Origin of the sequence: Lautropia mirabilis (assembly GCF_900637555.1) — a bacterium.
Taxonomy (GTDB): Bacteria; Pseudomonadota; Gammaproteobacteria; order Burkholderiales; family Burkholderiaceae_E; genus Lautropia; species Lautropia mirabilis.
Genome location: NZ_LR134378.1, coordinates 1,845,190 through 1,867,795, shown reverse-complemented (window position 1 = coordinate 1,867,795; position 22,606 = coordinate 1,845,190). Strand labels below are relative to the sequence as shown.

The window sequence follows — 22,606 nt, the reverse complement described above, 5'->3', positions numbered from 1 at the left end:
CTTTCTCCCTGCTTGTTCCTGGCCGGATTCCCGGCGCTCAGAGCGCTGCCACCACGGCGTCGCCCATTTCGGTGCAACTTGACACTTTATCACCCGGACGCGCGATATCGGCCGTACGCACCCCATCGGCCAGCACTTTCCGTACGGCGGCTTCCACCCGGCGGGCCGCCGCTTCCTCGTCCAGCGAGTAGCGCAGCAGCATGGCCAGCGACAGGATGGTGGCCAGCGGATTGGCCTTGTTGGTACCGGCGATGTCCGGCGCCGACCCGTGGATCGGTTCGTACATGCCGAAGCCCGAGGCGTTGAGCGAGGCCGAAGGCAGCATGCCGATCGAGCCGGTCAGCATCGACGCAGCGTCCGAGAGGATGTCGCCGAACATGTTGCCGGTGACGATCACGTCGAACTGACGCGGCTGGCGAATCAGCTGCATCGCCGCATTATCCACGTACATGTGAGAAAGCTCGACATCCGGATAGTCCTTGCCGACTTCCGTGACGACATCACGCCACAGTTGGGTCGTTTCCAACACATTTGCCTTGTCCACCGAGCACAGCCGCCGCTGGCGCCGACGGGCGGCCTCGAATCCGCGCTGCGCAATGCGACGGATCTCGGACTCGCTGTAGCGCATGGTGTCGAAGCCTTCGCGCTCGCCGGCCTCGTTGGTGCGGATGCCCCGAGGCTGCCCGAAGTAGATGTCCCCCGTCAACTCGCGCATGATCAGGATGTCCAGACCGGCCACGATGTCGGCCTTCAGCGGGCTGGCCTCGGCCAGCTCCGGGTAGACCATGGCCGGGCGCAGGTTGGCAAAGAGGTCGAAATGCTTGCGCAGCCGCAGGAGCCCCTGCTCCGGACGCTGCGGACGCGGCAGCTTGTCGTAAGCCGGGCCGCCCACCGCACCGAACAGGATGGCACGGGCCGATTCGCACACCCGCAGCGTCTCCTCGGGCAGAGGATCGCCCGTGGCATCGACGGCTGCGCCGCCCACCAGCGCCGATTCGGTCTGCACGTCCAGCCCGTCACGGGCCAGCACCTCCAGCACCCGAACCGCCTGCGCGGTGATCTCGGGACCGATGCCGTCACCGGCCAGTACTGCAATCTTCATTTCGATTCCTCCTGTCCTTCAAAACATGAAAGCCAGAGCCCGCCGGAAATGCGCCGGCAGGTCTGGCCCTTGATGGTCCGACTCGATGGGAACACCGGGGCAGCCTGCCCCGGCATCCGGATGGATGATGACGCCTGCGCCGTCAATGCCCCAGGCTGGCCTGCAGCCAGGGCTCGGCCCGGAAACGCCGCTCCTCGTAGGCCCGGATGTCGTCGGCGTGCTGCAGCGTCAGCCCGATCTCGTCCAGCCCGTTGAGCAGGTTGTTCTTGCGGAAGGCGTCGATCTCGAAGGAGCCGATCACCTCGCCCTGCGTGGTGCGCACCACCTGCTCGGGCAGATCAATGATCAGCTCGTAGCCGACGAAGGCCTTCACGTCGTCGAAGATGCGCGACACCTGGGACTCGGTCATCCGCAGCGGCAGCAACCCGTTCTTGAAGCAGTTGTTGTAGAAGATGTCGGCGAAGCTGGGCGCGATGATGCAGCGGAAGCCGTAGTCATCCAGCGCCCACGGCGCGTGCTCGCGCGACGAGCCGCAGCCGAAGTTCTCGCGTGCCACCAGGATTGAAGCGCCCGCATAGCGCGGCTGGTTCAGCACGAAATCCGGGTTCAGCGGACGCTTGCTGTTGTCCTTGCCGGGCTCGCCCACGTCCAGATAGCGCCATTCGTCAAACAGGTTCGGACCGAAGCCCGAGCGCTTGATGGACTTCAGAAACTGCTTCGGGATGATGGCGTCGGTGTCGACGTTGGCCCGGTCGAGCGGCACGACCTTGCCACGGTGCACATTGAATACCTTCATGTCGTCACAGCCTCCGAACATCCACGAAATGACCGAACACCCCGGCCGCCGCCGCCATGGCGGGGCTCACCAGGTGGGTACGACCACCCGCACCCTGCCGACCCTCGAAGTTGCGGTTCGAGGTCGACGCACATCGCTCGCCCGGCTCCAGCCGGTCGGCGTTCATGGCCAGACACATCGAACAGCCCGGATCGCGCCACTCGAAGCCTGCCTCGCGGAAGATCCGGTCCAGGCCCTCGGCCTCGGCCTGCGCCTTCACCAGACCCGAGCCCGGCACCACCATGGCCAGCTTCACGTTGTCGGCGCGACGGCGCCCCCGGACCACGGCAGCCGCCGCGCGCAGATCCTCGATGCGCGAGTTGGTGCACGAACCGATGAACACCTTGTCGATCTTGATGGCCGTCATGGGCGTGTTGGGTGTCAGACCCATGTAACGCAGCGCCCGCTCCATGCCCTCGCGCTTGACGGCATCCTTCTCGCGGTCCGGATCGGGCACCCGATCCTCCACCGACACCACCATCTCGGGCGACGTGCCCCAGGTGACGTAGGGGCGCAGCTCGGAAGCGTCGATCTGCACCACGCGGTCAAAGCGTGCCCCCTCGTCGCTGCGCAGCGTGCGCCAGTAGCTCACGGCCTTGTCCCAGTCGGCACCGCGCGGCGACATGGGACGATCACGCAGGTAGTTCATCGTGATGTCGTCAAAGGCGACCAGACCACTGCGCGCGCCTGCCTCGATGGCCATGTTGCAGACCGTCATCCGGCCTTCCATGGACATTTCACGGAAAACCGACCCGCCGAATTCGATGGCATAGCCCGTGCCGCCAGCGGTGCCGATGCGGCCAATGATGCCCAGCGCCACGTCCTTGGGCGTGACACCGGCCGGCAACCGGCCGTCGACCTGCACCAGCATGTTGCGCGACTTGCGTGCCACCAGCGTCTGCGTGGCCAGCACATGCTCGACCTCGGACGTGCCGATGCCATGGGCCAGCGCGGCGAACGCCCCGTGCGTGCTGGTGTGCGAGTCGCCACAGACCACCGTCATGCCCGGCAGCGTGGCACCCTGCTCGGGCCCGATGACGTGCACGATGCCCTGGCGGCGGTCGTCGATGTCGAAGTAGGTCAGACCATACTTGCGGGCGTTGTCACCCAGCGTCTCGACCTGCAGACGGGCCACCGGATCGGCAATGCCTTCCTTACGGCCGGTGGTGGGCACGTTGTGGTCCACCACCGCCAGGTTGGCATTCAGGCGCCACGGCGCGCGGTGTGCCTGCTGCAGGCCCTCGAAGGCCTGCGGACTGGTGACCTCATGCAGCAGGTGACGGTCGATGTACAGCAGGCTGCTGCCATCGGGTTCCTGACGGACGACATGAGCGTCCCACAACTTGTCGTAAAGGGTACGGGCAGTATTAAGCATCCCGCGATTATGCCACGCAGGCCGACAACTTCGGCATCCGGGAAAGTCAGCGTCCCTGCCCCTGATACAGCGGCAGCACCCGGGCCGAATAGTCCTGCAGATCCTTGATGCGCGTGCTGGCAGACGGGTGCGTGGACAGGAACTCGGGCTGGCTCTTGCCCCCGCTGCGGGCCGCCATCTTCTGCCACAGCGTGATGGCCGCGCGCGGGTCGTAGCCAGCCCGTGCCGCCAGCTCCACGCCGATGCGGTCGGCCTCGGTCTCGTGCTGGCGACTGTGCTTCAGCCCGAAGGTGGTCTGATAGGCCAGACGCCCCAGATCCGCGCCACTGCTGCCCAGCCCGAAGCCGGCTGCACCGGCATTGATCAGCAGGCCGGCCGTGGCCTGCTCCGAGGCCCGTTCACGGGCATGCTCGCGCAGCGCATGGGCAATCTCGTGCCCCATGATGGCCGCGATTTCATCATCAGTCAGGTTGAGCTGCTGGATGATGCCGCTGTAGAACGCGATCTTGCCGCCCGGCATGCACCAGGCGTTGAGCTCGTCGGACTTGATGACGTTGACCTGCCACTGCCACTTCAGCGCATCCTGCCGGAACGCTCCCACCTGCGGGATGATGCGCCCCGCCACCGCCCGCACCCGGGCGGTCATGGCCGGGTCGGTGTTGAGGCCACCGTCCGACTTCGCCTTCTGCAGCACCTCGGCATAGGCCACCTGCGCACTCTGGTCCAGCTGCGCCTCCGAGACCAGCGGCGACATCATCTGCCGCCGTTTCAGGCCAATGGCACCTTCGCTGGTGGTATGCACGGAAGTACAGGCCGTCAGCAGCAGGCTGCCGCTCAAGGCGGCCAGCGCAAACCGGCCGGCACGGGTCAGACCTTTTCTCTTCATCGTCCGGGATGAATCCATGGGGAAGCAGATCCTCATTGCGTGGGATGGGCCGACGCCGGAATCGGCGCCAGACCGGAATCTACATCACCGCACTGCGCACGATGCAGCAGGCAGTGATCGATGAGCACCAGCGCCAACACCGCCTCGACGATGGGCGTGGCGCGGATGCCCACGCAGGGATCGTGTCGGCCCAGCGTCTGCATCATCACCGGCTTGCCCTCACGGTCGATCGAGCGGCGCTCGATGCGGATGCTGGACGTGGGCTTGATGGCCAGCGACACGCGAATGTCCTGCCCGGTGCTGATGCCACCCAGGATGCCGCCTGCCTCGTTGCCGATGAAGCCTTCGGGCGTGAGTTCGTCACCATGCTGCGAACCGCGCTGGGCCACCGCCCCAAAGCCTGCGCCGATCTCCACGCCCTTGACGGCGTTGATGGCCATCATCGCGTAGGCAATGTCGGCATCCAGCCGATCATAGAGCGGCGCGCCCCAGCCCACCGGCACGCCGCTGGCCTCGACCTCCACACGCGCCCCGCACGAATCACCGTCGCGGCGCAGCTGGTCCATGTACGCCTCCAGCGCCGGCACCTTGTCCTGATCGGCCACGAAGAACGGGTTCTGGCCCACGTCCTCCCAGCGACGGAACGGCACGACAATCTCGCCCAGCTGCGACAGATAGCCACGGATCCGGATGCCGTGGTGCTCGGCCAGCCACTTGCGGGCCACCGCACCGGCCGCCACCAGCGGCGCCGTCAGCCGGGCCGACGAGCGCCCACCCCCACGGTGGTCGCGCAGGCCGTACTTCTGGAAGTAGGTGTAGTCGGCATGACCGGGCCGGAAGGTCTCGGCCAGATTGCCATAGTCTCGGCTACGCGCATCCTGGTTGCGGATGACGAGTGCGATGGGCGTGCCGGTGGTACGTCCCTCGAACACACCGGACAGGATCTCCACCGCATCGGGCTCCTGGCGCTGCGTGACGTGACGCGAGGTGCCGGGCCGCCGCCGATCCAGCTCGGGCTGGATGTCGGCCACGTCCAGCGCCATGCCCGGTGGGCAGCCGTCGATCACGCAGCCGATGGCCGGCCCGTGCGATTCGCCAAAGGTGGTGACGGCAAACAGCCGCCCCAGTGTGTTGCCTGCCATGCCTGTGCTCCCGTTCTCAGCCCGCCAGATGCGTCCGCACCCGCGCCTCGATCTCGGCCGCCGGCAGCAGCGCTAGCATGGCGTCCACCGAGGGCGTCTGCTCCACGCCGAAGACCATCAGCCGCAGCGGCACCGCCAGCTGGGGCATCTTCAGCCCGTGCGTCTTCAGCACCGTCTTCATCAGCGCACCGATGGCGTCCTTGTCGCCAGCTGCCGCCGGCAGGCCGGCCAGGAAGTCCGCCACGGCAGCCCGTACCGGCTCGGTCAGTCGTGCTGCCAGTGCCTCGGCCTCCGGCGCGGACGGCGCAAAGAAGAGCGCCACCCAGTCAGTAAGCGCCACCCAGGTGGGCGAACGGTCCTTCAGCAGCGCACACATCGCCGCCAGCGCCTCGGCCGACACCGGTTGACCACCCAGCGTGGCCGGGATGCCCCGCGCCTCCAGGCGACGCCCCACCTCGGCCGCCAGCTCGGCATCGGGCAGCGCCTTCAGGTAGTGGTGGTTCACCCAACGGAACTTGTCGAAATCCAGCTGCGCCGGCGACACCGACAGGTGCGTGCCGTCGAACCACTGCACCAGCTGCTCGCGCGAGAAGATCTCGTCGTCGCCGTGGCTCCAGCCCAGCCGCGCCAGGTAGTTGATGATGGCATCCGGCAGGTAGCCATCCTCCTGGTACTGCAGCACCGACACCGCGCCGTGCCGCTTGGAGAGCTTCTGCCCGTCCGGCCCGTTGATCATCGGCAGATGCCCGTAGATGGGGGGCTCGGCACCCAGCGCCCGCAGGATGTTGATCTGCCGCGGCGTGTTGTTGACGTGGTCGTCACCGCGGATCACGTGCGTGATGCCCATGTCCAGGTCATCGACCACCACGCAGAAGTTGTAGGTGGGCGTACCGTCCGATCGGGCAATCACCAGGTCGTCCAGCTCGGCATTGCCGATGGCGATGCGCCCCTTGACCATGTCATCCCACACCACCACGCCGTCATCCGGATTGCGGAAGCGCACCACCGGCTTCACGTCCGCCGGTGGCTGCTTGCCGGCCGCGTTCTCGGGACGCCAGCGACCGTCATAGCGCGGCTTCTCGCCCCGGGCCCGCTGCGCCTCGCGCATGGCCTCCAGCTCCTCGGGCGTGGCATAGCAGTAGTAGGCACGGCCATCGGCCAGCATCTCGTCCAGCAGCTGGCGATAGCGGTCCATCCGCTGCATCTGGTAGAACGGCCCCTCGTCGGCATCCAGCCCCAGCCAGTCCAGCCCTTCCAGAATGGCGGCCACGGCCTCGGGCGTGGAACGCTCCACGTCCGTGTCTTCAATACGCAACACATAGTCGCCGCCATGATGCTTGGCAAAGGCCCAGGCATAGAGCGCCGTGCGCACGCCCCCGATATGCAGAAAGCCCGTGGGACTGGGGGCAAAGCGGGTGCGCACCCGGCCCGGCACGCGGGCAGAGGTGGCAGGTGCGGAAGAAGCAGCAGACGAAGCGTTGGCAGTCATGGAAGGACAGTGATGAAAAGCCGAAGAAGAATGGGGCCGATGGTAGAACAATTCACGCCTGTTACATCTTCGCTTTGACCAAACCGAATTTCCGGTTATACTGCCGGCTTACCGGATGCGGTGCTTCGCAAGACACCTTTCCTTCCGGGCGGTTAGCTCAGCGGTAGAGCACTGCCTTCACACGGCAGGGGTCACTGGTTCGAACCCAGTATCGCCCACCAGATTCAAAAAAGCAGCCTTGGCTCACGCCCTGGCTGCTTTTTTCATTTCTGGCCTGGCTTTCCCGCTGGCTTTCCCGGTTTCCGCCCGGCATCCATCCCGTAACCGGCCGCCGGGACGGCTGCGACACTGGCACACCATTGGTGCCACCCCGTCGGCACACGCAACGCCACCCGCCTCCACGCGCCCGCCCCCTTGCACGACATGACGACACCCGCCGCCCTGCCCGCTTCGGACACCGTCCTGCACTTCTGGTTCAAGGAAGCCTCGCCGAAACAGCATTTCAGCAAGGATCCGGCCTTCGATGCCACCATCCGAGAGCGCTTCCTGGCGCTGCATGCCCAGGCCGCCGCCGGCGAGCTGTGGTCCTGGCGCACCTCCCCGTCGGGCCGGCTGGCTGAAGTCATCGTGCTGGACCAGTTCTCGCGCAACCTGTACCGAAACGACCCGCGCGCCTTCGCCCAGGACGGCATGGCGCTGGTCCTGGCCCAGGAAGCCGTCCACCTGGGAGCCGACCTGGCGCTCGAACCCGCGCAGCGGGCCTTCCTCTACATGCCCTACATGCACAGCGAATCGGCGCGCGTGCAGGTGGAATCCGTCCGTCTCTTCGAGGCCAGCGGGCTGACAGGCAACATCCGCTTTGCCCACGCCCACAAGCGGATCATCGACCGCTTCGGCCGTTACCCGCACCGCAACGCCGCATTGGGCCGCCCCTCCAGCACCGAGGAACAGGCCTTCCTGCAGGAGCCCGGCAGCGCGTTCTGAGCGCCCCGGCCCCTGCACCTACATCTTGTAGGTGGCCAGCACGATGCTGGTCTCGGTGGCCTGCACGCCGGGAATGGCCCGGATCGTGCTGATCAGCCGATCGAAAGCTTCCAGCGTGTCGAGCCGCAGCTCGGCCACCAGGTCCCAGCGGCCGTTGACCGAATGCAGCGTGACCACGCTGACGTGGCCACGCAGCTGGCGCATCACCGCCTCCTCGCGGTTGCTTTCCACCGCCAGGCTCATGATGGCCCGGATCTGGTGCACTTCCTCCTCGGGCTTCAGGCGCAGCGTGTAACCCACGATCACCCCTTCCTGCTCCAGCCGGGCGATCCGGTTCTGCACGGTGGCGCGTGCCACCCGCAGCTTCTTGGCCAGCGCCACCACCGGCATCCGCGCATTCTCGCGCAGCAGCGCAATCAGCTGCCTGTCCAGGTCGTTCATCCTGTATTCCCGGCGGTTACCCGCCTGTTTCCCACACTCGTTACAACGCGCGACACGGCAAAACCGCCGACATGGTCGCTTTCGGAATTCTGCCTTTTTCCCGCGATGCTGGCGCGACTTTCCGACCTCAGCACCCCATCGGGATAACCCTGAATGTGCGCTGCAGCATTGGCATTATGCCTATCCATATATATCAAAATGACTTGATACATGCCGATTGTGACAGATAAGTTTCTTCAATATGGCAGCTCTCGCGGCAACAATCACGGCGTTCCGGGGTTCCGGGGTTCCGCCAAGAGGATCTGTTCCGAAAACCCCCAAAGTTCCAGAGGGGCGGACGCCTCCCTGAGCCGCCCCTCCCATAACGCTCCGTTCCACGACTGCGCGCCGGCCTATCAGAATCCGACCGCACCCTAGAAGGAAATTGCCATGACCCGCTTCATCGACGTACCCACGATGTCGAAACTGGTTTACGACATCGGCGTGCCCCGCTTCATCGGCGAGCTGGCCGACACCATCCGCGACGACTTCATGCACTGGCCCGAGTTCGACAAGTCCGCACGCGTGGCCAACCACTCCGACATCGGCGTGATCGAGCTGATGCCCGTCTCCAACGCCGAACGCTACGCCTTCAAGTACGTCAACGGCCATCCCAGCAACACCCAGCGCGGCATGTACACCGTCATGGCCTTCGGCGTGCTGGCCGACGTGGACACCGGCTATCCGGTGCTGTTGTCGGAGCTGACCGTGGCCACCGCGCTGCGCACCTGTGCAACCTCGCTGATGGCAGCCCGCGCCCTGGCCCGTCCGGACTCGAAGCGCATGGCGCTGATCGGCAATGGCGCCCAGAGCGAGTTCCAGGCGCTGGCCTTCCACACGCAGCTGGGCATCGAGGAGATCGCCGTCTATGACGTGGATCCTGACGCCACCGAGAAGCTGATCCGGAACCTGGCCGAGTACAGCGGCCTCAAGATCATCCGCGCCAGCTCGACCGCCGAAGCCGTCAAGGGCGCCGATATCGTCACCACCGTCACCGCCGACAAGGCCTACGCCACCATCATCACTCCCGACATGCTGGAGCCCGGCATGCACATCAACGGTGTGGGCGGCGACTGCCCCGGCAAGACCGAGCTGCACGCCGACGTGCTGCGCGCCGGCCGCGTCTTCGTTGAATACGAGCCGCAGAGCCGCGTCGAGGGCGACATCCAGCAACTGCCCGCCGACTTCCCGGTCGTGGACCTGTGGAAGGTGCTGGCCGGCACCGAGGAAGGTCGCCAGGACAAGGATCAGATCACCATCTTCGACTCGGTGGGCTTCGCGCTGGAAGACTATTCCACCCTGCGCTATGTCTACCAGCAGGCCCTGCTGCGCGACGTCGGCGTCGACATTGAACTGGTGCCGGACGGTGACGATCCGAAGAACCTGTTCCGTTTCGTGCGCGGCGGCCGTGGCCGTGCCCAGATGCGCCGCGTGGCGTGATCATCCCGGGGTGGGCCATGCCCCACCCCGCCCAGACAGAGGGGGCGGCGCCGGCCGCCCCGTGCACGGCCCCCCGCATCGTCATGCCGGGGCGCCCTCTGCCCATACCCCGAAAAACCCCGGGGAAAGTGGACAGTCCGGCCAAATACTGCGGTATTCTCTGGCCCGCTTGATCATGATCCTCATGACATAAGGACGCACGGCCATGAGCCATAACCAGACCATCAACGAGACACCCATTCCCTTTCGCTACGCCGTGATCCCCATGCTGGTGATGATCATCATCATGGGCATCTGCGTCATCGTGCTCAAGGCCAGCCCGCACGTTCCGCTGCTCATCGGCACGGCCACTGCCGCCTTCATCGCCTCCCGCTTCGGCTACACCTGGAACTTCATCGAGGAGGCCTGCTACGCCGGCATCAAGATGGCGCTGCCCGCCATCCTCATCATCATCATGATCGGTCTGACCATCGGCAGCTGGATCGGGGGCGGCATCGTCGCCACGATGGTCTACTACGGGCTCGAACTGCTCTCGCCGTCGATGTTCCTGTTCACGATCTGCTCGATCTGCTGCATCGTGACGCTGGCCATCGGCAGCTCGTGGGCCACCATGGGCACCATCGGCGTGGCGGCCATGGGCATCGGCCACAGCATCGACATCCCGGCCCCGATGGTGGCGGGCGCCGTCATCTCGGGCGCCTACTTCGGTGACAAGATGTCGCCGCTCTCCGACACCACCAACCTGGCTGCCGGCATCACCGGCACCGACCTGTTCGACCACATCCGGCACATGTTCTACACGACGGTGCCGGGCCTCGTCATCGCACTGGTGGCCTACTACGTGATGGGCATGCAGTTCCAGGGCGCCCACCTGGACGCCGCCAAGATCAACGAAGTGCTCGGCGTGCTCGACAAGAGCTTCGTCATCACCCCCTGGCTGCTGCTGGTCCCCGTCGTCGTCATCGTGCTGATCGCCCGCAAGGTGCCAGCCCTGCCTGCCCTGGCTGCCGGCATCCTCATGGGCTGGGGGTGCCACGTCTGGGTGCAGGGCGGCCACATCGACATGGCCGTCAAGACGCTGCAGGAAGGCTTCAAGCTGGAAAGCGGCAACGCCATGGTCGATGAGCTCTTCAACCGTGGCGGCATCGACGCCATGATGGGCACCGTCTCGCTCACCATCGTGGCCATGACCTTCGGCGGCGTGATGGAAAAGACCGGCATGCTGCGCGCCCTGGTCGAGAAGATCCTGCAGATGGCACACAACGCCGCAGGGCTGATTACCGCCACCATCGCCTCGGCCATCCTCACCAACGCCACCACGTCCGAACAGTACATCTCCATCCTGCTGCCGGGCCGGATGTACGTCGAGGCCTTCCGCCGGATGCGGCTGAAGTCCAAGAACCTGTCGCGCGCCCTGGAAGACGGCGGTACCGTCACCTCGGTCCTGGTTCCCTGGAACACCTGTGGCGTGTTCGCGTCCTCCATGCTGGGCGTCACCGCCTTCGAGTATGGTCCCTACGCGGTCCTCAACTATTCCATTCCCATCCTGGCCATCATCATGGCCTTCCTGGGCATCGGCGTGCAGCGCATGAGCCCCGAGGAAGAGGCTGAAGTGGAGCGCGAAGAGCGCCGCGAACGCGACGGCACACAGCAAGCCGGCACCACGGCCTGAGCAAAGCCAGGGGCAAGGCCGACACGGCAACTTCGATAGCCGTTAGACTGGGGCACCCGGTGCGCCCCGCACGTTCCCTGCCGGATGCGGGCTCCAGGCCCGCATCCCCGGGCAGATCCTCCCCCGTGCGCCCCACCGGACACCGCCTTCCCCAACCTCTCTTTGCCCTGTCGCCATGTCCCGAAGCATCCACCCCGAACGCCACTACAGCAGCCGCAACAACTGGCTTCGCGCCGGGGTCCTGGGGGCCAACGACGGGCTGATCTCCACCGCCAGCCTGCTCATGGGCCTGGTGGCCGGTGGCACCGACGGCCGCACCCTCGTGCTCTCGGGCATTGCCGCCCTGGTGGCGGGCGCCGTCTCCATGTCGGCCGGCGAATACGTTTCAGTCTCCAGCCAGTCCGATACCGAACGAGCCGACCTGGCCAAGGAACGTCAGGAACTGGACCGCAACCCCGAAGCCGAGCTGCGCGAGCTGACCAGCATCTACGAAAGCCGGGGTCTGGACCACGCCCTGGCCCGTCAGGTGGCCGAAGCGCTCACCCGACACGACGACCTTCAGGCTCACGCCCGCGACGAGATCGGCCTGAGCGAGACCATCGACACCAACCCCCTGCAGGCCGCCTGGGCCTCAGCGCTGGCCTTCATCTGTGGCGCCATCCTGCCGGTGCTGGTCGTCGTCGTCCTGCCTGTCTACGTGATGCTGCCCGCCCTGGCCAGCAGCACCCTGGCCGGACTGGCCGGCCTGGGCTGGCTATCGGCGCGCCTGGGCGGCGCCCCGGTCGGCCGCGCCGTTGCCCGACTGGTCGGCTGGGGCGTCATTGCCCTGCTGGCCACCTACCTGGTCGGCGACATGGCCGGCAGCGTCTTCCTCTGATCCGAAGCGCCCGGACCCTCGGCATCCCCCGTGGGCAACCGGGGGCGCGTCTTGCCAGGGGCCGGTCTTTCCCGTCAGGCTGACACGTCGATAGGCTGGTCTGCCCGATAGGGACTCATGCGACGGCCAGCCCCACCGGACTCACTCGTCGTCGTCCTCGTACAGGCCGTCGTCCTCGACCTCGTACGCCCCATCCTCATCCATCGGCGCATAGTGGCCAGCCTCAGCCAGCTGCTGCACCAGGGCACGCCCGGCAGGCGAAAGCGCCCCCAGGGTGCGGGCATCGATCTGGTTCGCCGCGCAGATGCGTGCTGCGTCGTCCGGCAACTCGCAGGCCCAGTCCCGTCCATTGGCAAAGATCTGGGCCTTGCCCGCCGCCGTGCGCCGCCATGCCATGCGTGAATACGGATGCCGCTCCCACACCACGCCTTCAGCCACGCTCTCGGCCACCGACAGGGAACTGGCCGTCTCGGCCGACGGTGACTGCCCCACCGCCACCCGATAGCTGGAAATGAAGCGACCGAACCACTCGGCAAAGCGCTCGGGATCGTCCATCTTCAGCGCCTGCATTGCCGTCCAGGCCCGGTCCAGCGCCGGCCGGTCGATCTCGTAGGCATCGGCCGGCAGCTGCACGTCGGCATCGCCGTAGCGCAGCGACTCGTCAGCATCGAAGGTCAGCACATCAATATAGTCCTCCAGCAGCTCGGCACTGGAGGGCGCCCGAAAGCCCACCGAGATCGTCAGGCAGGCGTTCACCGCCACGCCGTGGTGCGGCACCCCTGGTGGCAGGTACAGCATGTCGCCCGGATCCAGCACCCAGTCGCAGTCCGGATCGAAATGCTTCAGCAGCCGCAGCGGTACGTCATCCCGGTAAGTGGTGTCCGGATTCGGGCGGCTGTCGATCATCCAGCGCCGCTGACCCACTCCCTGCACCAGGAACACATCGTAGTTGTCGATATGCGCGCCCACATTGCCACCCCGGGCGGCAAAGCTCACCATCACGTCGTCCATCCGCCAGGCCGGCAGGAAGCGGAAATGCTCCAGCAGCGCCCGCACGTCAGCATCCCACTTGTCCACGTCCTGCACCAGCAGCGTCCAATCGTGGTCCGGCATGCCGGGAAACTCGGCCTCGTCAAACGGCCCGGTGCGCAGCGTCCACTTGTCGGTGGCCGGATCATGGCTCACCAGCCGTCCCAGCGACCCCTCCTCGCACGACAGCCCCGCCAGATCCTCCGGAAGGATGGGCGACTTGAAATCGGGAAACGCCCTGCGAATCAGCACCGGCCGCTTCTGCCAATAGTCACGCAGGAAGCGCTCGGGCGGCATGCCCAGAGGGAAAGGCCCTTCGGCCGCATCGATTTCCAGCGGCGGCAGTGCCGGCGTCGAAGATTGGGTCATCGCAGAATCATCCTTTGCAGAAACCATCGGAAACATTTCATTCTACCGGCAGACATGAGGGCCAGGGTCCCCTCCGGCCAATGACCTTTCCGGCCCGGCAACTCATCCTCGCCCCTTGTTCCTCCCGGTGTTTTCGAGCACATCGGCATCCGGATTTGTAAATACACAGTGCGAAGCTGCCCCGGATCACGCCGCCGACCTCATGTCCGATTCAGGAATCCGGCGATATCCACACCACGATCTGCGCAAAAGCCGGCGGATATACGACGCATTACATAAAAGCCCCCCATAAACCCATGATTTTCGACATATCAACACAACGAATCATCAACCCCATGGATACCACCTGCTGCGTTCAGGGCTGATACGCTGACGTCCAGGTCCAACGAAGGCCCCGGCAAACATGCCTTCCGAGGAACGACCGGCACGGATGGCACCGCTGACAGGCGGGCCGCTGATGCCGGGGCCGGAACCGCCGTGGCGGCTGGGAGCTCCGGTCCACAATCAGAAAGAGCTGGAGACCGTCGGTTCCTTATCAGACTCTCACTCGACCGACGAGCGGGGCGCGGTGTTCAGAGCCACCGCGCCCCGCGGCCATTTCCTGCGCTATCCGCCCGGCCCGCGAAGGCCCGTTTCCCGGCCACGGTCCCACGGCACGGCTATCATTAGGGTCCCTTTCCCGCTCCACGCCCGGACCACACCACGATGACGGCATCGTCCACCTTCCTGCCTGCCCGCACCCTCATCGTCTACTTCTCGTTCACCGGCAACACCGAAACGGTCGCCCGGTTGCTGCAGAAGCACACCGGCGCCACGCTGATGGCCCTGGAACGCCCGGCCGACTACCTGCTGGGACTGGACGATGACGAGGACGGCCCCGAGCCGCTGGAACCCGACCAGGTCAACCTGTCCAACTACGATCTGGTCTTTCTGGGCTTTCCCATCTGGACCAACCAGCTGCCGGCGGCCGTGGAAAGCTGGCTGGGCGAACACGCACTCGCCGGCCACACCGTTGCCCCCTTCTGCACCCACAGCGGTCCCGGCCCCGGCCAGGCCTTCGACACCCTGCGCACGCTCTGCCCCGATGCCCGACTGCTGCCCCCGCTGGCCCTGATGGGTGGTGTCGAAGAAGATGGTGTGCTCTACCCGCTGGAAGAAGAGCAGCTGGCCGAGGCCGAACGGCAGCTTCAGGCCTGGGCCGATACCGTGACGGCCTCCGCCGGAACGCCCGGCTGATCTCTACCACCTTCCCGCATTTTCCTGCCCTTCCTTCCCGGATCCTCCCGCCCTGTCCCCAGGCATACCACGATGAAAGAAGTCCTCACCCTGATCGGCATCGGCCCCGCCACCGAAACCGTCGCCCGCGCCCTGGGCACTGACAGACAACTGGTCCTGGCCGACCTGCAGGTTGCCAGCCACGCCACCTCGGAAGACAGCAGCGACGACGCATCCCGTCCAGCCAGTGCCGCAGAAGATCTGGCCAAGATCCTGCGCCGCGCCGGCATCAAGTCACGCAGCACCCGGGTGGACCTGAGCGACGCCGAATCGGTAGAGGCCCTCATCCAGTACGCCGAACGCCTGGGCCAGCCGACTGGCGCCTGGCTGCTGGACCCGGCCCCCGGTGCAGCCAGTCCCATCGTCGCCATCGACCTGGCTGCGACCGCCCGCACGCTGCAGCAGCTGCCGCCGCTGGCTCGCAACGAGGCAGCACCAGCGCAGCAGCCATCCGGCACGCAACCATCCCAGGCCCCGGCACCCCAGGCTGATGCAGCCCCTGTCAACCCGCCTGCCCCGCAAGCTGCCAGCCAGCCCCTGCCCGCCTCGGTCAGCGGCCAGAAGGCCCTCATCGTCTGCTTCTCGCCCAGCGGCAATACGGAAACCCTCGCCTGGCTCATCCAGAAATACACGAACGCCGACGTGGCCGAGCTGAAACCGCTGATGCTCTACCCGCGTGACTACAAGAACGCCCTGGAACAGGTGAAACTGGAAAACGAGCTGAACTATCTGCCCAAGCTTGGCAAGTTCGAAGCCGACGTGGCCAGCTGCCCGCTCATCTACCTGGGCTTTCCGGTCTGGGACGCGCAACTGCCGCCCCCGGTCAAGACCTGGCTCTCGCAGACCGACCTGGCCGGCAAGACCATCGTGCCCTTCACGACACATGCCGGCCCGGGTGAAGGCAAAGCTTTCGGGCAGATCAGCCAGCTCTGCCCCGCCAGCACCATCCTTCCAGGCCTTTCCCTCGTGGGCAACACGAACAACGAGACGCCCCAGAACGCCCTGCGAGGCCGCCGCGCTGCCGAAGCCGAACAGCAGGTCCAGGCCTGGCTGGGCATCCCGAGCACGCGCTGACCCCTCGCGCTGACCACGACCAGCCTCGGCTCGGCCCCCACAGCGACATCACGCGGGTGGCAGCATTGCCTCGATGCTCCGGCATCGACGCCGGCATGCTGCGCCCGGACGTTGTCCCACCGCAGCAGATACTCGCAATCTGTAAATATTATTTATAACGAAAAAGCTATCGACACATCGCTTACCAATACATGGACCTCGCCTTCACGAAGCACCACACAATGAAGCTGCGTCCATGATCTGCGGCCAGACCGCAGAACATGCCTTCGTGGCCAAGGATCCTGCGACGACCTGCAGCCGGGCAGCAACCAAAGCCGGCACCTTCGCGTGCCTGCCACTCGCGCAGCACGCCGACCGTTGGAGGAAACGAACCCCATGAAGCAAGACACGCAACGACGTCTCCCGGCCAGCGTTCTGGCCCTTCTGGTGGCCCTGCCGGCCAGCCAGCTCGCCATGGCCCAGGTCGACACGGATGCCAGCCAGGCCTCCCAGGCCGCATCACAGACCTCTGGCCACCAGACCAAATCCCTGTCCGACGTGGTCAACAGCATTCGTGATCTGCGCCGGATTCGGCCCATCTCCGCCCAGGGTGTGCGTGCCGATGTCGTGGCCAGCGCCCTGGCCGCCACCACCGACAACAAGGACAACAAGGAGGTCGCCGTCCCCTGGTCCCAGGCCATGCCCGGCGGCTCGCCCCTGAAAGACAGCCCCCGTCAGCCCTACCAGGTCATGCAGACCCAGCTGGGCAACGGCAAGCTGCAGATCACCTATCAACCCTGGTGGGAAGATGGCACCGACGGAAAGGGTCTCCAGCGCACGCGCACCGAGGTTCCCGTCACACTGCCCAACGGCAAGCAGAAGCCCTTCCACTGGGTACGCAACGGCAAGGTGCTGCTATCACTGGGCACCAGCGCCTTCACCATCACCGAGTACAGGCCCTCGTTCAGCCTGAACTTCCGCAACCGCCACGCTGCCTCTCCGCAATCGGCAGAAGCCTTTGAACTGAAACAGGGCCAGGTCCTGCCCTTCAACCAGGTGCTCCATCAATGGACAGGCCCCGGCCCCTACCAGAGCCTGCAATTGATGGTGTTGAACGGAGAGCAGGAAAACCAGTTCCGCGTCTGCTTCAACATCAACGTCGTCCTTACCCGCAGCCTCGTCTGCAATACCTGGCAGGTACCGAACAACTGGAACTACATGCACACGCTACGTTACGTGGGTCCCTACCTGCTTGAGGGCAGCAGGGGTGACGCAGACTTATGGTATTTCCGCTACCAGCCCTGATCTGACGCGGCCGGCAGGACACCCTGCCCGGCCGTTGCAGAGACCGCCGGACGGCCCAACGAGGAACCACGCCTCTCACCGTCCGGCCACCAGGCTGACGTTTCATGGTCGGCAACGCGTAGCCACTCGCCCGTCACATGGCGCGCAACACGGATGTTGCTATCTCATCCACGGATAACCTTATTTTGCAGACCCTCTATATACTGAAAAACGTCGACACACGACTTTCTCATCCACGAACTTCACACTTGAAAGTTCGAACGGACTGATAGTGCATCCATGCCCTGCAGCTTGCCTGCAGAATGGTTGTCTTCGTGGTCAAGAGTCCTGCGGCGACCTGCAGCCGGGCAGTAACAAGAACCGGCACCTACGCGTGACTCCCGTCAGTCACGCCGACCGTTGGAGGAAGAGAACCATGAAGAACCACAGGCCACGCCTGCTGTCCCACCGTATTCTGGCCCCGCTGCTGGCGCTGTCCTTCAGCCCGCTCGCCCTGGCGCAAGCCCCTGCCGCCAGCGACACAACGCCTGACATCAGCGCCCAGAAGCTTACCCATCCGCAAGCAGGTGCTCCGTCGTCAAGAGACAGAAAATCCCTGTCCGACACGATTCGCAGCATCCGCGACCTGCGCCGGATCCGCCCCATTTCCGCCTGGGGCGTACGTGCCGACGTGCTGGCATACGCACTCAGTGTCTCGACCGGCAACGACGACGGCCGGCAGGTTGCCATCCCCTGGTCACAGGCCATGCCCGGTGGCTCGCCCCTGAACGACAGCAGCCGTGAGTCCTTTCAGCTGAGACAGAACCTTGAGGGAAACACACTGCAGGTCATTCAACAGGTCTGGCGGGCAGAGGGCGATGTAGGAAAAGGGATTGGTCGCTACCGCACGGGAATCCGGACCACCCTGCCCCAGGGTCCCATCAAGCCGCTGCGCTGGGTCCGCAATGGCACACCGCTGCTATCGCTGGGTACCTTCGCGTTCACCACCTTCGAAATACGCCCCGAAACCAGCTGGGGCCCGAACTTCAAGCGTAGCGGGCAAGTCTACTATGAGGCCGTTGAGCCCTATGTACTCAAGCAGGGCCAAGTAGTGCCTTTCAACCAGGTACTGCACGAATGGAAGTCCATCCCCTATAACGCCATCCCCCTTCAGCTGATTGTGCTGCCGGGCGAACGGCAGAACCAGTTCCGTGCATGCTGGAACATCGGCTATCACGGTTTCCGGCTTGTCTGCAACACCTGGCAGGTGCCGCACAGCTGGAACTACCTGCACACCCTGGACCACATAGGCCCCTACTTGGTCCAAAACGGGTCGGACGGCCCGCAGTATTTCCGCTACCGCCCCTGACCCGACACGGCCGGCAGGACACCCTCGCCGGCCGTTCCGGAAACCCATGTACGGATAACGAGGCCCCCTTCATGCCTCGCTACCATCCGCAGGGTCCATGCCCTACAGCCAGCGCCGCACCGTGGCGCAATAGGACGTGAAGCGCGTGCCAAAGCGCTCTTCGAGCACGCGCTCCTCGGGTCCGATCTGGAAACGGTTCAGGTACCCCACATACAGCGCCAGGCCCAGCAGCGCCAGCGGCGTGGACAGCCACAGCGCCCAGGCCACCAGGAAGCACAGCATGCCCAGGTACATCGGGTTGCGGGTGTACCGGTAGACGCCTTCCGTCACCAGCGCCACGGTCTGCTGCGGCAGATGCGGGTTGATGGTGGTGCGCTGCCTGCGAAAACTCCAGACAGCCCACAGGCCCAGCATCATGCCCGTGCCCACCAGCACACCGGCCAGCCACGCACGGCCCGGCACCAGCCATACCAGTGACGGCACCGCGCCTCGCAACCCCCACATCAGCAACGCCGACACGAGCGTCACCACCGGCGGGGGCACCCGCAACTCAAGTCTTTCCATGGTCTGCCTTCCCGGCCACCGCACAGGCCCGAGTGGCACCTGCCGCCCGGACATTCCCCCGGCTGTACCGTCTGCCTGGGCAGGCGGCATCACCGGACGCGCCCTGCCTCACTTCAGCGGCTGATGCACCGCATCCTTGCCGCGCTTGACGCCCGGACGCTCTGCCAGCTGCTTCGTCCAGCGCTGCACGTTCTTGTACGACGCCACGTCCAGGAACTTCGCAGCACCGTACAGCTCACCCAGCACCAGCCGGCCGTACCAGGGCCAGATGGCCATGTCCGCCACCGTATAGTCGGCGCCGCAGATGTACTCGCGCTCGGCCAGGAGCTTGTCCAGCAGGTCCAGCTGGCGCTTCGTCTCCATGGCAAAGCGGTTGATCGGGTATTCATACCGCTCGGGTGCGTAGGCGTAGAAATGCCCGAAGCCGCCCCCCAGATAGGGGCCGCTGCCCACCTGCCAGAACAGCCACGACAGGCACTGCGCCCGCGCCGCACCCGAAGCCGGCAGGAACTTGCCGAACTTCTCGGCCAGGTACACAAGGATTGCCCCGGACTCGAACACGTTCACCGGCTCCGGACCGCTGCGATCGACCAGCGCCGGAATCTTGGAGTTGGGGTTGATCGCCACGAAGCCGCTGCCGAACTGGTCACCCTTGCCGATGTCGATGGCCCACAGATCATAGGCGGCCTCCTTCACACCGGCTTCCAGCAGCTCCTCGAACATGATCGTGACCTTCTGCCCATTGGGCGTGCCACGCGAGTACAGCTGGAAGGGGCGCTCGCCCACCGGCAGCACCTGCTCGAACTGCGCGCCCGCCGTGGGCCGGTTGACCGACGCATACTTCCCGCCGTTGGCCTTGTCCCAGGTCCAGACCTCGGGTGGCGTGTAGGTGGATGAACTCATGACATGCTCTCCTTCGATGCTTCGATGAACTTCCGGACGAAAACCGGCCCATTGTAGAGCGCCCCGGCACCTGCCGAAGACAGCGGGGCGCCCCCAGGGCGGCATCAGCGCAACCCGGTCCCCGTCCCCTGGTCATCGGGCCGCTGGATCAGCTCCACCTTGTAGCCGTCCGGATCGGTCACGAAGGCAATGACCGTCGAGCCCCCTTTCACCGGCCCGGCCTCGCGCGTCACGTTGCCGCCGGCCGCGCGGATCTTCTCACAGGCCGCATAGGCGTCCGGCACCCCGATGGCGATGTGCCCGTAGGCCGTCCCCATCTCGTACTCGGTCGTCCCCCAGTTGTAGGTCAGCTCCAGCTCTGCCTGGGCCGGGTTGCCGCCCTCGTAGCCCAGGAAGGCCAGCGAGTACTTGTATTCGGGGTTCTCCGATTGGCGCAGCAGGCTCATGCCCAGCACCTCGGTGTAGAACTTGATGGACCGGTCCAGATCGCCGACCCGCAGCATGGTATGCAGCAGTCTCATGGGAATACCCTCCGTGAAAGAAGGCCCCATTCTATGCCGCCTGCTCCCCCTTTCGACGAGGCGCGCCCCCAGCCGCAGACCGAAGCCAGGAAACGAGGCAAAGCCTTTCGAGCATGGAGTCTCACTACACAGGCCGAAGCGCCCCGGGACGGGGTGCCTCCACAGGCGCTCTGGAAGCGAAGCGGACAGCATGAGCCGAGGAAGGCACCCCGTCCCGGGGCGCCCTCCAACGAAGCCGTCTTCCGCAAGACAGGACGCAGAAAAAGCCTCCCGCCCCACAGGCCCCACGTCACTTCTTCGGCTCGACCCGCGACAGCGTCACCCCCGTCCACCCGAACACCAGCGTCAGCACCAGGCTCATGTAGCAGAAGATTGCGTACGGCAGATAGTGCCAGACCGGCACCCCCAGCACGTTGAAGATGAACACCCCGCACACGCTCCACGGCACCAGTGGATTGATCACCGTGCCCGCATCCTCCAGCGTGCGCGACAGGTTGCGCGGGTGGAGGTGCAGCTTCTCGTAGACGGGTTTGAACGTCTCGCCCGACAGCAGGATGCTCAGATACTGCTCGCCGATCAGCGTGTTCACTCCCACCGCCGTGGCCGCCACGCTGAATGTGGCCCGTCCCGTCGTCGTCAGGAAGCTGCGGATGCCATCAAGCAGCGCCGGGATCACCCCCAGCGCGAACAGCAGGCCGCCGAAGCTCAGCCCCAGGATCACGATGGTCTGCGTGAAGAACATGCTCTCCACCCCACCGCGCGACAGCAGTTTGGCGATGTCGCCCCAGGCCTCGGGGAACGAAGGCCCCTTGAAGAACCACTGCCCCAGCTCGGCCAGGCTCGGCGTGCTGTGGAAGTAGGTCAGCCCCAGCGCCAGGAAGATCGTGGCCATCAGCGTCACGATGGCGTCGATCTTCATCAGCGCCATGCCCAGCAGAAGCGCGAAGGGCAGCAGCGAATACAGATGCGCCAGGCCCGAGCCCTCCAGCTGGTGCCGGAATGCCACCACGCCGTTCAGATCATGCGGCGCCACCGCCGGCAGCAGCCACAGGTAGACCACCGCGCTGATCAGCCAGGCGGGCACCGTGGTGTACATCATGTTGCGGATGTGCTCGAACAGGTCGATGCCCACGATCGAGGCGGAAATGCCCGTGGTGTCCGAGATCGGCGACATCTTGTCGCCGAAGAAGGCCCCCGAGACGATGGCCCCCGCCGTCATGGCCAGATCGGCATGAAAGGCGTGTGCCATGCCCATGAAGGCCATGCCGACCGTGGCACAGGTGGTCAGGCTGCTGCCCAGCGAGATGCCGATCACCGAGCTGAGCGCAAAGGCCGAAAAATAGAAATAGCCCGGCGAGATCAGCCCGAAGCCGTAATACATCAGCGTGGGGATGGCACCGCTGATCATCAGCGCCGTGACCAGCAGCCCGATGAAGAAGAAGAGGTACAGCGCCCCCATGCCCTGCCCGACCGCACCGATCATCCAGTCCTGCATGGCCCGGTAGCGCACGCCCCGGCAGAGCCCGTACACGAGCAGGCTGACCATGGCTGTCAGGATGGCCATGTGCGGCACCCATTCCAGCCAGATGATCGCGTAGCCCATCAGTGCCACGATGATGGCGGCCACCGCTGCGGCCTCCCAGCGCGGCATCTCCAGCAATGGTTTGGCACTGAACATGATGTCTTCCCTTGTATTCCGTGATGTTTGAATGGGAGGGCTGAAGCCACGCCCCGCCCTTTCGGGCCGGCGCGGCAAGACGCCTCTGCCAGGGTGTCGGGCAGGTGGCAGCATATGCCGTGCATCAATACGAGACATACAATGTCACAATATCGGATGCACCATCCTGGTGCATGCTGTCCAGCCCCCTGCCGCTTCCTGACAGGGACCACCCGGCGCGAAGCCGCGCCAGAACCGGAAAATGCCTCGGGCGGCGCCTGATTATCTCATGCCCCATCC

The 22,606-nt window shown here is 65.4% G+C and carries 20 protein-coding genes and 1 tRNA gene; 9 read left to right on the top strand and 12 right to left on the bottom strand.

Going from position 1 to position 22,606, the window contains the following annotated elements; all coding sequences use genetic code 11:
* Nucleotides 1-37: 37 nt before the first annotated feature.
* The 6 genes from leuB to gltX all read right to left on the bottom strand — a co-directional run bounded on the left by leuB (nt 38) and on the right by gltX (nt 6,829).
* A complete protein-coding gene (leuB, locus tag EL249_RS07605) occupies nt 38-1,108 on the bottom strand; it encodes a 3-isopropylmalate dehydrogenase (protein WP_197721629.1) in 1,071 nt (356 codons plus the stop codon).
* Nucleotides 1,109-1,244: 136 nt separating this feature from the next.
* On the bottom strand, nt 1,245-1,898 hold the full coding sequence (leuD, locus tag EL249_RS07600; protein ID WP_040531134.1) for a 3-isopropylmalate dehydratase small subunit: 654 nt from the start codon (nt 1,896-1,898) through the stop codon (nt 1,245-1,247).
* Between the two features lie 4 nt (nt 1,899-1,902).
* Entirely contained in the window at nt 1,903-3,312 is a 1,410-nt protein-coding gene (leuC, locus tag EL249_RS07595) for a 3-isopropylmalate dehydratase large subunit (RefSeq protein ID WP_005673331.1), read from the bottom strand.
* A 46-nt stretch (nt 3,313-3,358) separates the two neighbouring features.
* Nucleotides 3,359-4,198: a M48 family metallopeptidase gene (locus tag EL249_RS07590; RefSeq protein ID WP_050781843.1), complete on the bottom strand. Its 840-nt coding sequence runs from the start codon at nt 4,196-4,198 to the stop codon at nt 3,359-3,361.
* Between the two features lie 32 nt (nt 4,199-4,230).
* On the bottom strand, nt 4,231-5,340 hold the full coding sequence (aroC, locus tag EL249_RS07585; RefSeq protein WP_005673333.1) for a chorismate synthase: 1,110 nt from the start codon (nt 5,338-5,340) through the stop codon (nt 4,231-4,233).
* 16 nt (nt 5,341-5,356) lie between these two features.
* The gene (gene gltX / locus EL249_RS07580; RefSeq protein ID WP_005673335.1) at nt 5,357-6,829 is read right to left on the bottom strand and encodes a glutamate--tRNA ligase; all 1,473 of its coding nucleotides are present in this window, start codon (nt 6,827-6,829) and stop codon (nt 5,357-5,359) included.
* Nucleotides 6,830-6,975: 146 nt separating this feature from the next.
* On the opposite strand from gltX, the gene EL249_RS07575 reads away from it, so the two are divergent.
* Nucleotides 6,976-7,050 (top strand) — tRNA-Val (locus tag EL249_RS07575).
* Between the two features lie 202 nt (nt 7,051-7,252).
* Nucleotides 7,253-7,813, top strand: coding sequence for a DUF924 family protein (locus EL249_RS07570; protein WP_040529812.1), 561 nt, complete (start codon nt 7,253-7,255; stop codon nt 7,811-7,813).
* Between the two features lie 18 nt (nt 7,814-7,831).
* Here the strand turns inward: EL249_RS07570 and EL249_RS07565 are convergent, their stop codons facing one another.
* Nucleotides 7,832-8,254, bottom strand: a complete 423-nt coding sequence (locus EL249_RS07565) for an Lrp/AsnC family transcriptional regulator (protein WP_005673338.1) — start codon at nt 8,252-8,254, stop codon at nt 7,832-7,834.
* Nucleotides 8,255-8,683: 429 nt separating this feature from the next.
* Here EL249_RS07565 and ocd point away from each other — a divergent pair, with 429 nt between their 5' ends.
* The 3 genes from ocd to EL249_RS07550 all read left to right on the top strand — a co-directional run bounded on the left by ocd (nt 8,684) and on the right by EL249_RS07550 (nt 12,282).
* On the top strand, nt 8,684-9,733 hold the full coding sequence (ocd, locus tag EL249_RS07560) for an ornithine cyclodeaminase (protein WP_005673339.1): 1,050 nt from the start codon (nt 8,684-8,686) through the stop codon (nt 9,731-9,733).
* A 205-nt stretch (nt 9,734-9,938) separates the two neighbouring features.
* Nucleotides 9,939-11,405 (top strand): Na+/H+ antiporter NhaC, encoded by a 1,467-nt coding sequence (gene nhaC, locus EL249_RS07555; RefSeq protein WP_005673340.1) that lies wholly within the window; start codon nt 9,939-9,941, stop codon nt 11,403-11,405.
* A 175-nt stretch (nt 11,406-11,580) separates the two neighbouring features.
* Nucleotides 11,581-12,282, top strand: a complete 702-nt coding sequence (locus EL249_RS07550; RefSeq protein WP_005673341.1) for a VIT1/CCC1 transporter family protein — start codon at nt 11,581-11,583, stop codon at nt 12,280-12,282.
* A gap of 141 nt (nt 12,283-12,423) precedes the next feature.
* Here the strand turns inward: EL249_RS07550 and EL249_RS07545 are convergent, their stop codons facing one another.
* A complete protein-coding gene (locus EL249_RS07545; protein ID WP_040529815.1) occupies nt 12,424-13,680 on the bottom strand; it encodes a ribosomal protein uL16 3-hydroxylase in 1,257 nt (418 codons plus the stop codon).
* Between the two features lie 705 nt (nt 13,681-14,385).
* Here EL249_RS07545 and EL249_RS07540 point away from each other — a divergent pair.
* The 4 genes from EL249_RS07540 (at nt 14,386) to EL249_RS07525 (ending at nt 18,661) form a co-directional block, all read left to right on the top strand.
* Nucleotides 14,386-14,916 carry a flavodoxin family protein gene (locus tag EL249_RS07540; RefSeq protein ID WP_005673343.1) on the top strand — a complete coding sequence of 177 codons (531 nt, stop codon included), beginning with the start codon at nt 14,386-14,388 and terminating at the stop codon, nt 14,914-14,916.
* A 72-nt stretch (nt 14,917-14,988) separates the two neighbouring features.
* Nucleotides 14,989-16,029 (top strand): flavodoxin, encoded by a 1,041-nt coding sequence (locus EL249_RS07535; protein ID WP_005673345.1) that lies wholly within the window; start codon nt 14,989-14,991, stop codon nt 16,027-16,029.
* Between the two features lie 375 nt (nt 16,030-16,404).
* Nucleotides 16,405-17,313, top strand: coding sequence for a hypothetical protein (locus EL249_RS07530; RefSeq protein ID WP_005673346.1), 909 nt, complete (start codon nt 16,405-16,407; stop codon nt 17,311-17,313).
* Between the two features lie 373 nt (nt 17,314-17,686).
* Complete coding sequence (locus EL249_RS07525) at nt 17,687-18,661, top strand: hypothetical protein (RefSeq protein ID WP_126348139.1); 975 nt, start codon at nt 17,687-17,689, stop codon at nt 18,659-18,661.
* A gap of 102 nt (nt 18,662-18,763) precedes the next feature.
* On the opposite strand, the gene EL249_RS07520 is transcribed toward EL249_RS07525, so the two are convergent.
* The 4 genes from EL249_RS07520 to EL249_RS07505 all read right to left on the bottom strand — a co-directional run bounded on the left by EL249_RS07520 (nt 18,764) and on the right by EL249_RS07505 (nt 22,327).
* Complete coding sequence (locus EL249_RS07520; RefSeq protein ID WP_005673348.1) at nt 18,764-19,225, bottom strand: methyltransferase family protein; 462 nt, start codon at nt 19,223-19,225, stop codon at nt 18,764-18,766.
* A 108-nt stretch (nt 19,226-19,333) separates the two neighbouring features.
* Nucleotides 19,334-20,128 carry a glutathione-dependent disulfide-bond oxidoreductase gene (yghU, locus tag EL249_RS07515; protein ID WP_005673349.1) on the bottom strand — a complete coding sequence of 265 codons (795 nt, stop codon included), beginning with the start codon at nt 20,126-20,128 and terminating at the stop codon, nt 19,334-19,336.
* 104 nt (nt 20,129-20,232) lie between these two features.
* On the bottom strand, nt 20,233-20,649 hold the full coding sequence (gloA, locus tag EL249_RS07510) for a lactoylglutathione lyase (protein ID WP_040529818.1): 417 nt from the start codon (nt 20,647-20,649) through the stop codon (nt 20,233-20,235).
* Between the two features lie 289 nt (nt 20,650-20,938).
* A complete protein-coding gene (locus tag EL249_RS07505; protein ID WP_005673351.1) occupies nt 20,939-22,327 on the bottom strand; it encodes a Na+/H+ antiporter NhaC family protein in 1,389 nt (462 codons plus the stop codon).
* Nucleotides 22,328-22,606: the final 279 nt, after the last annotated feature.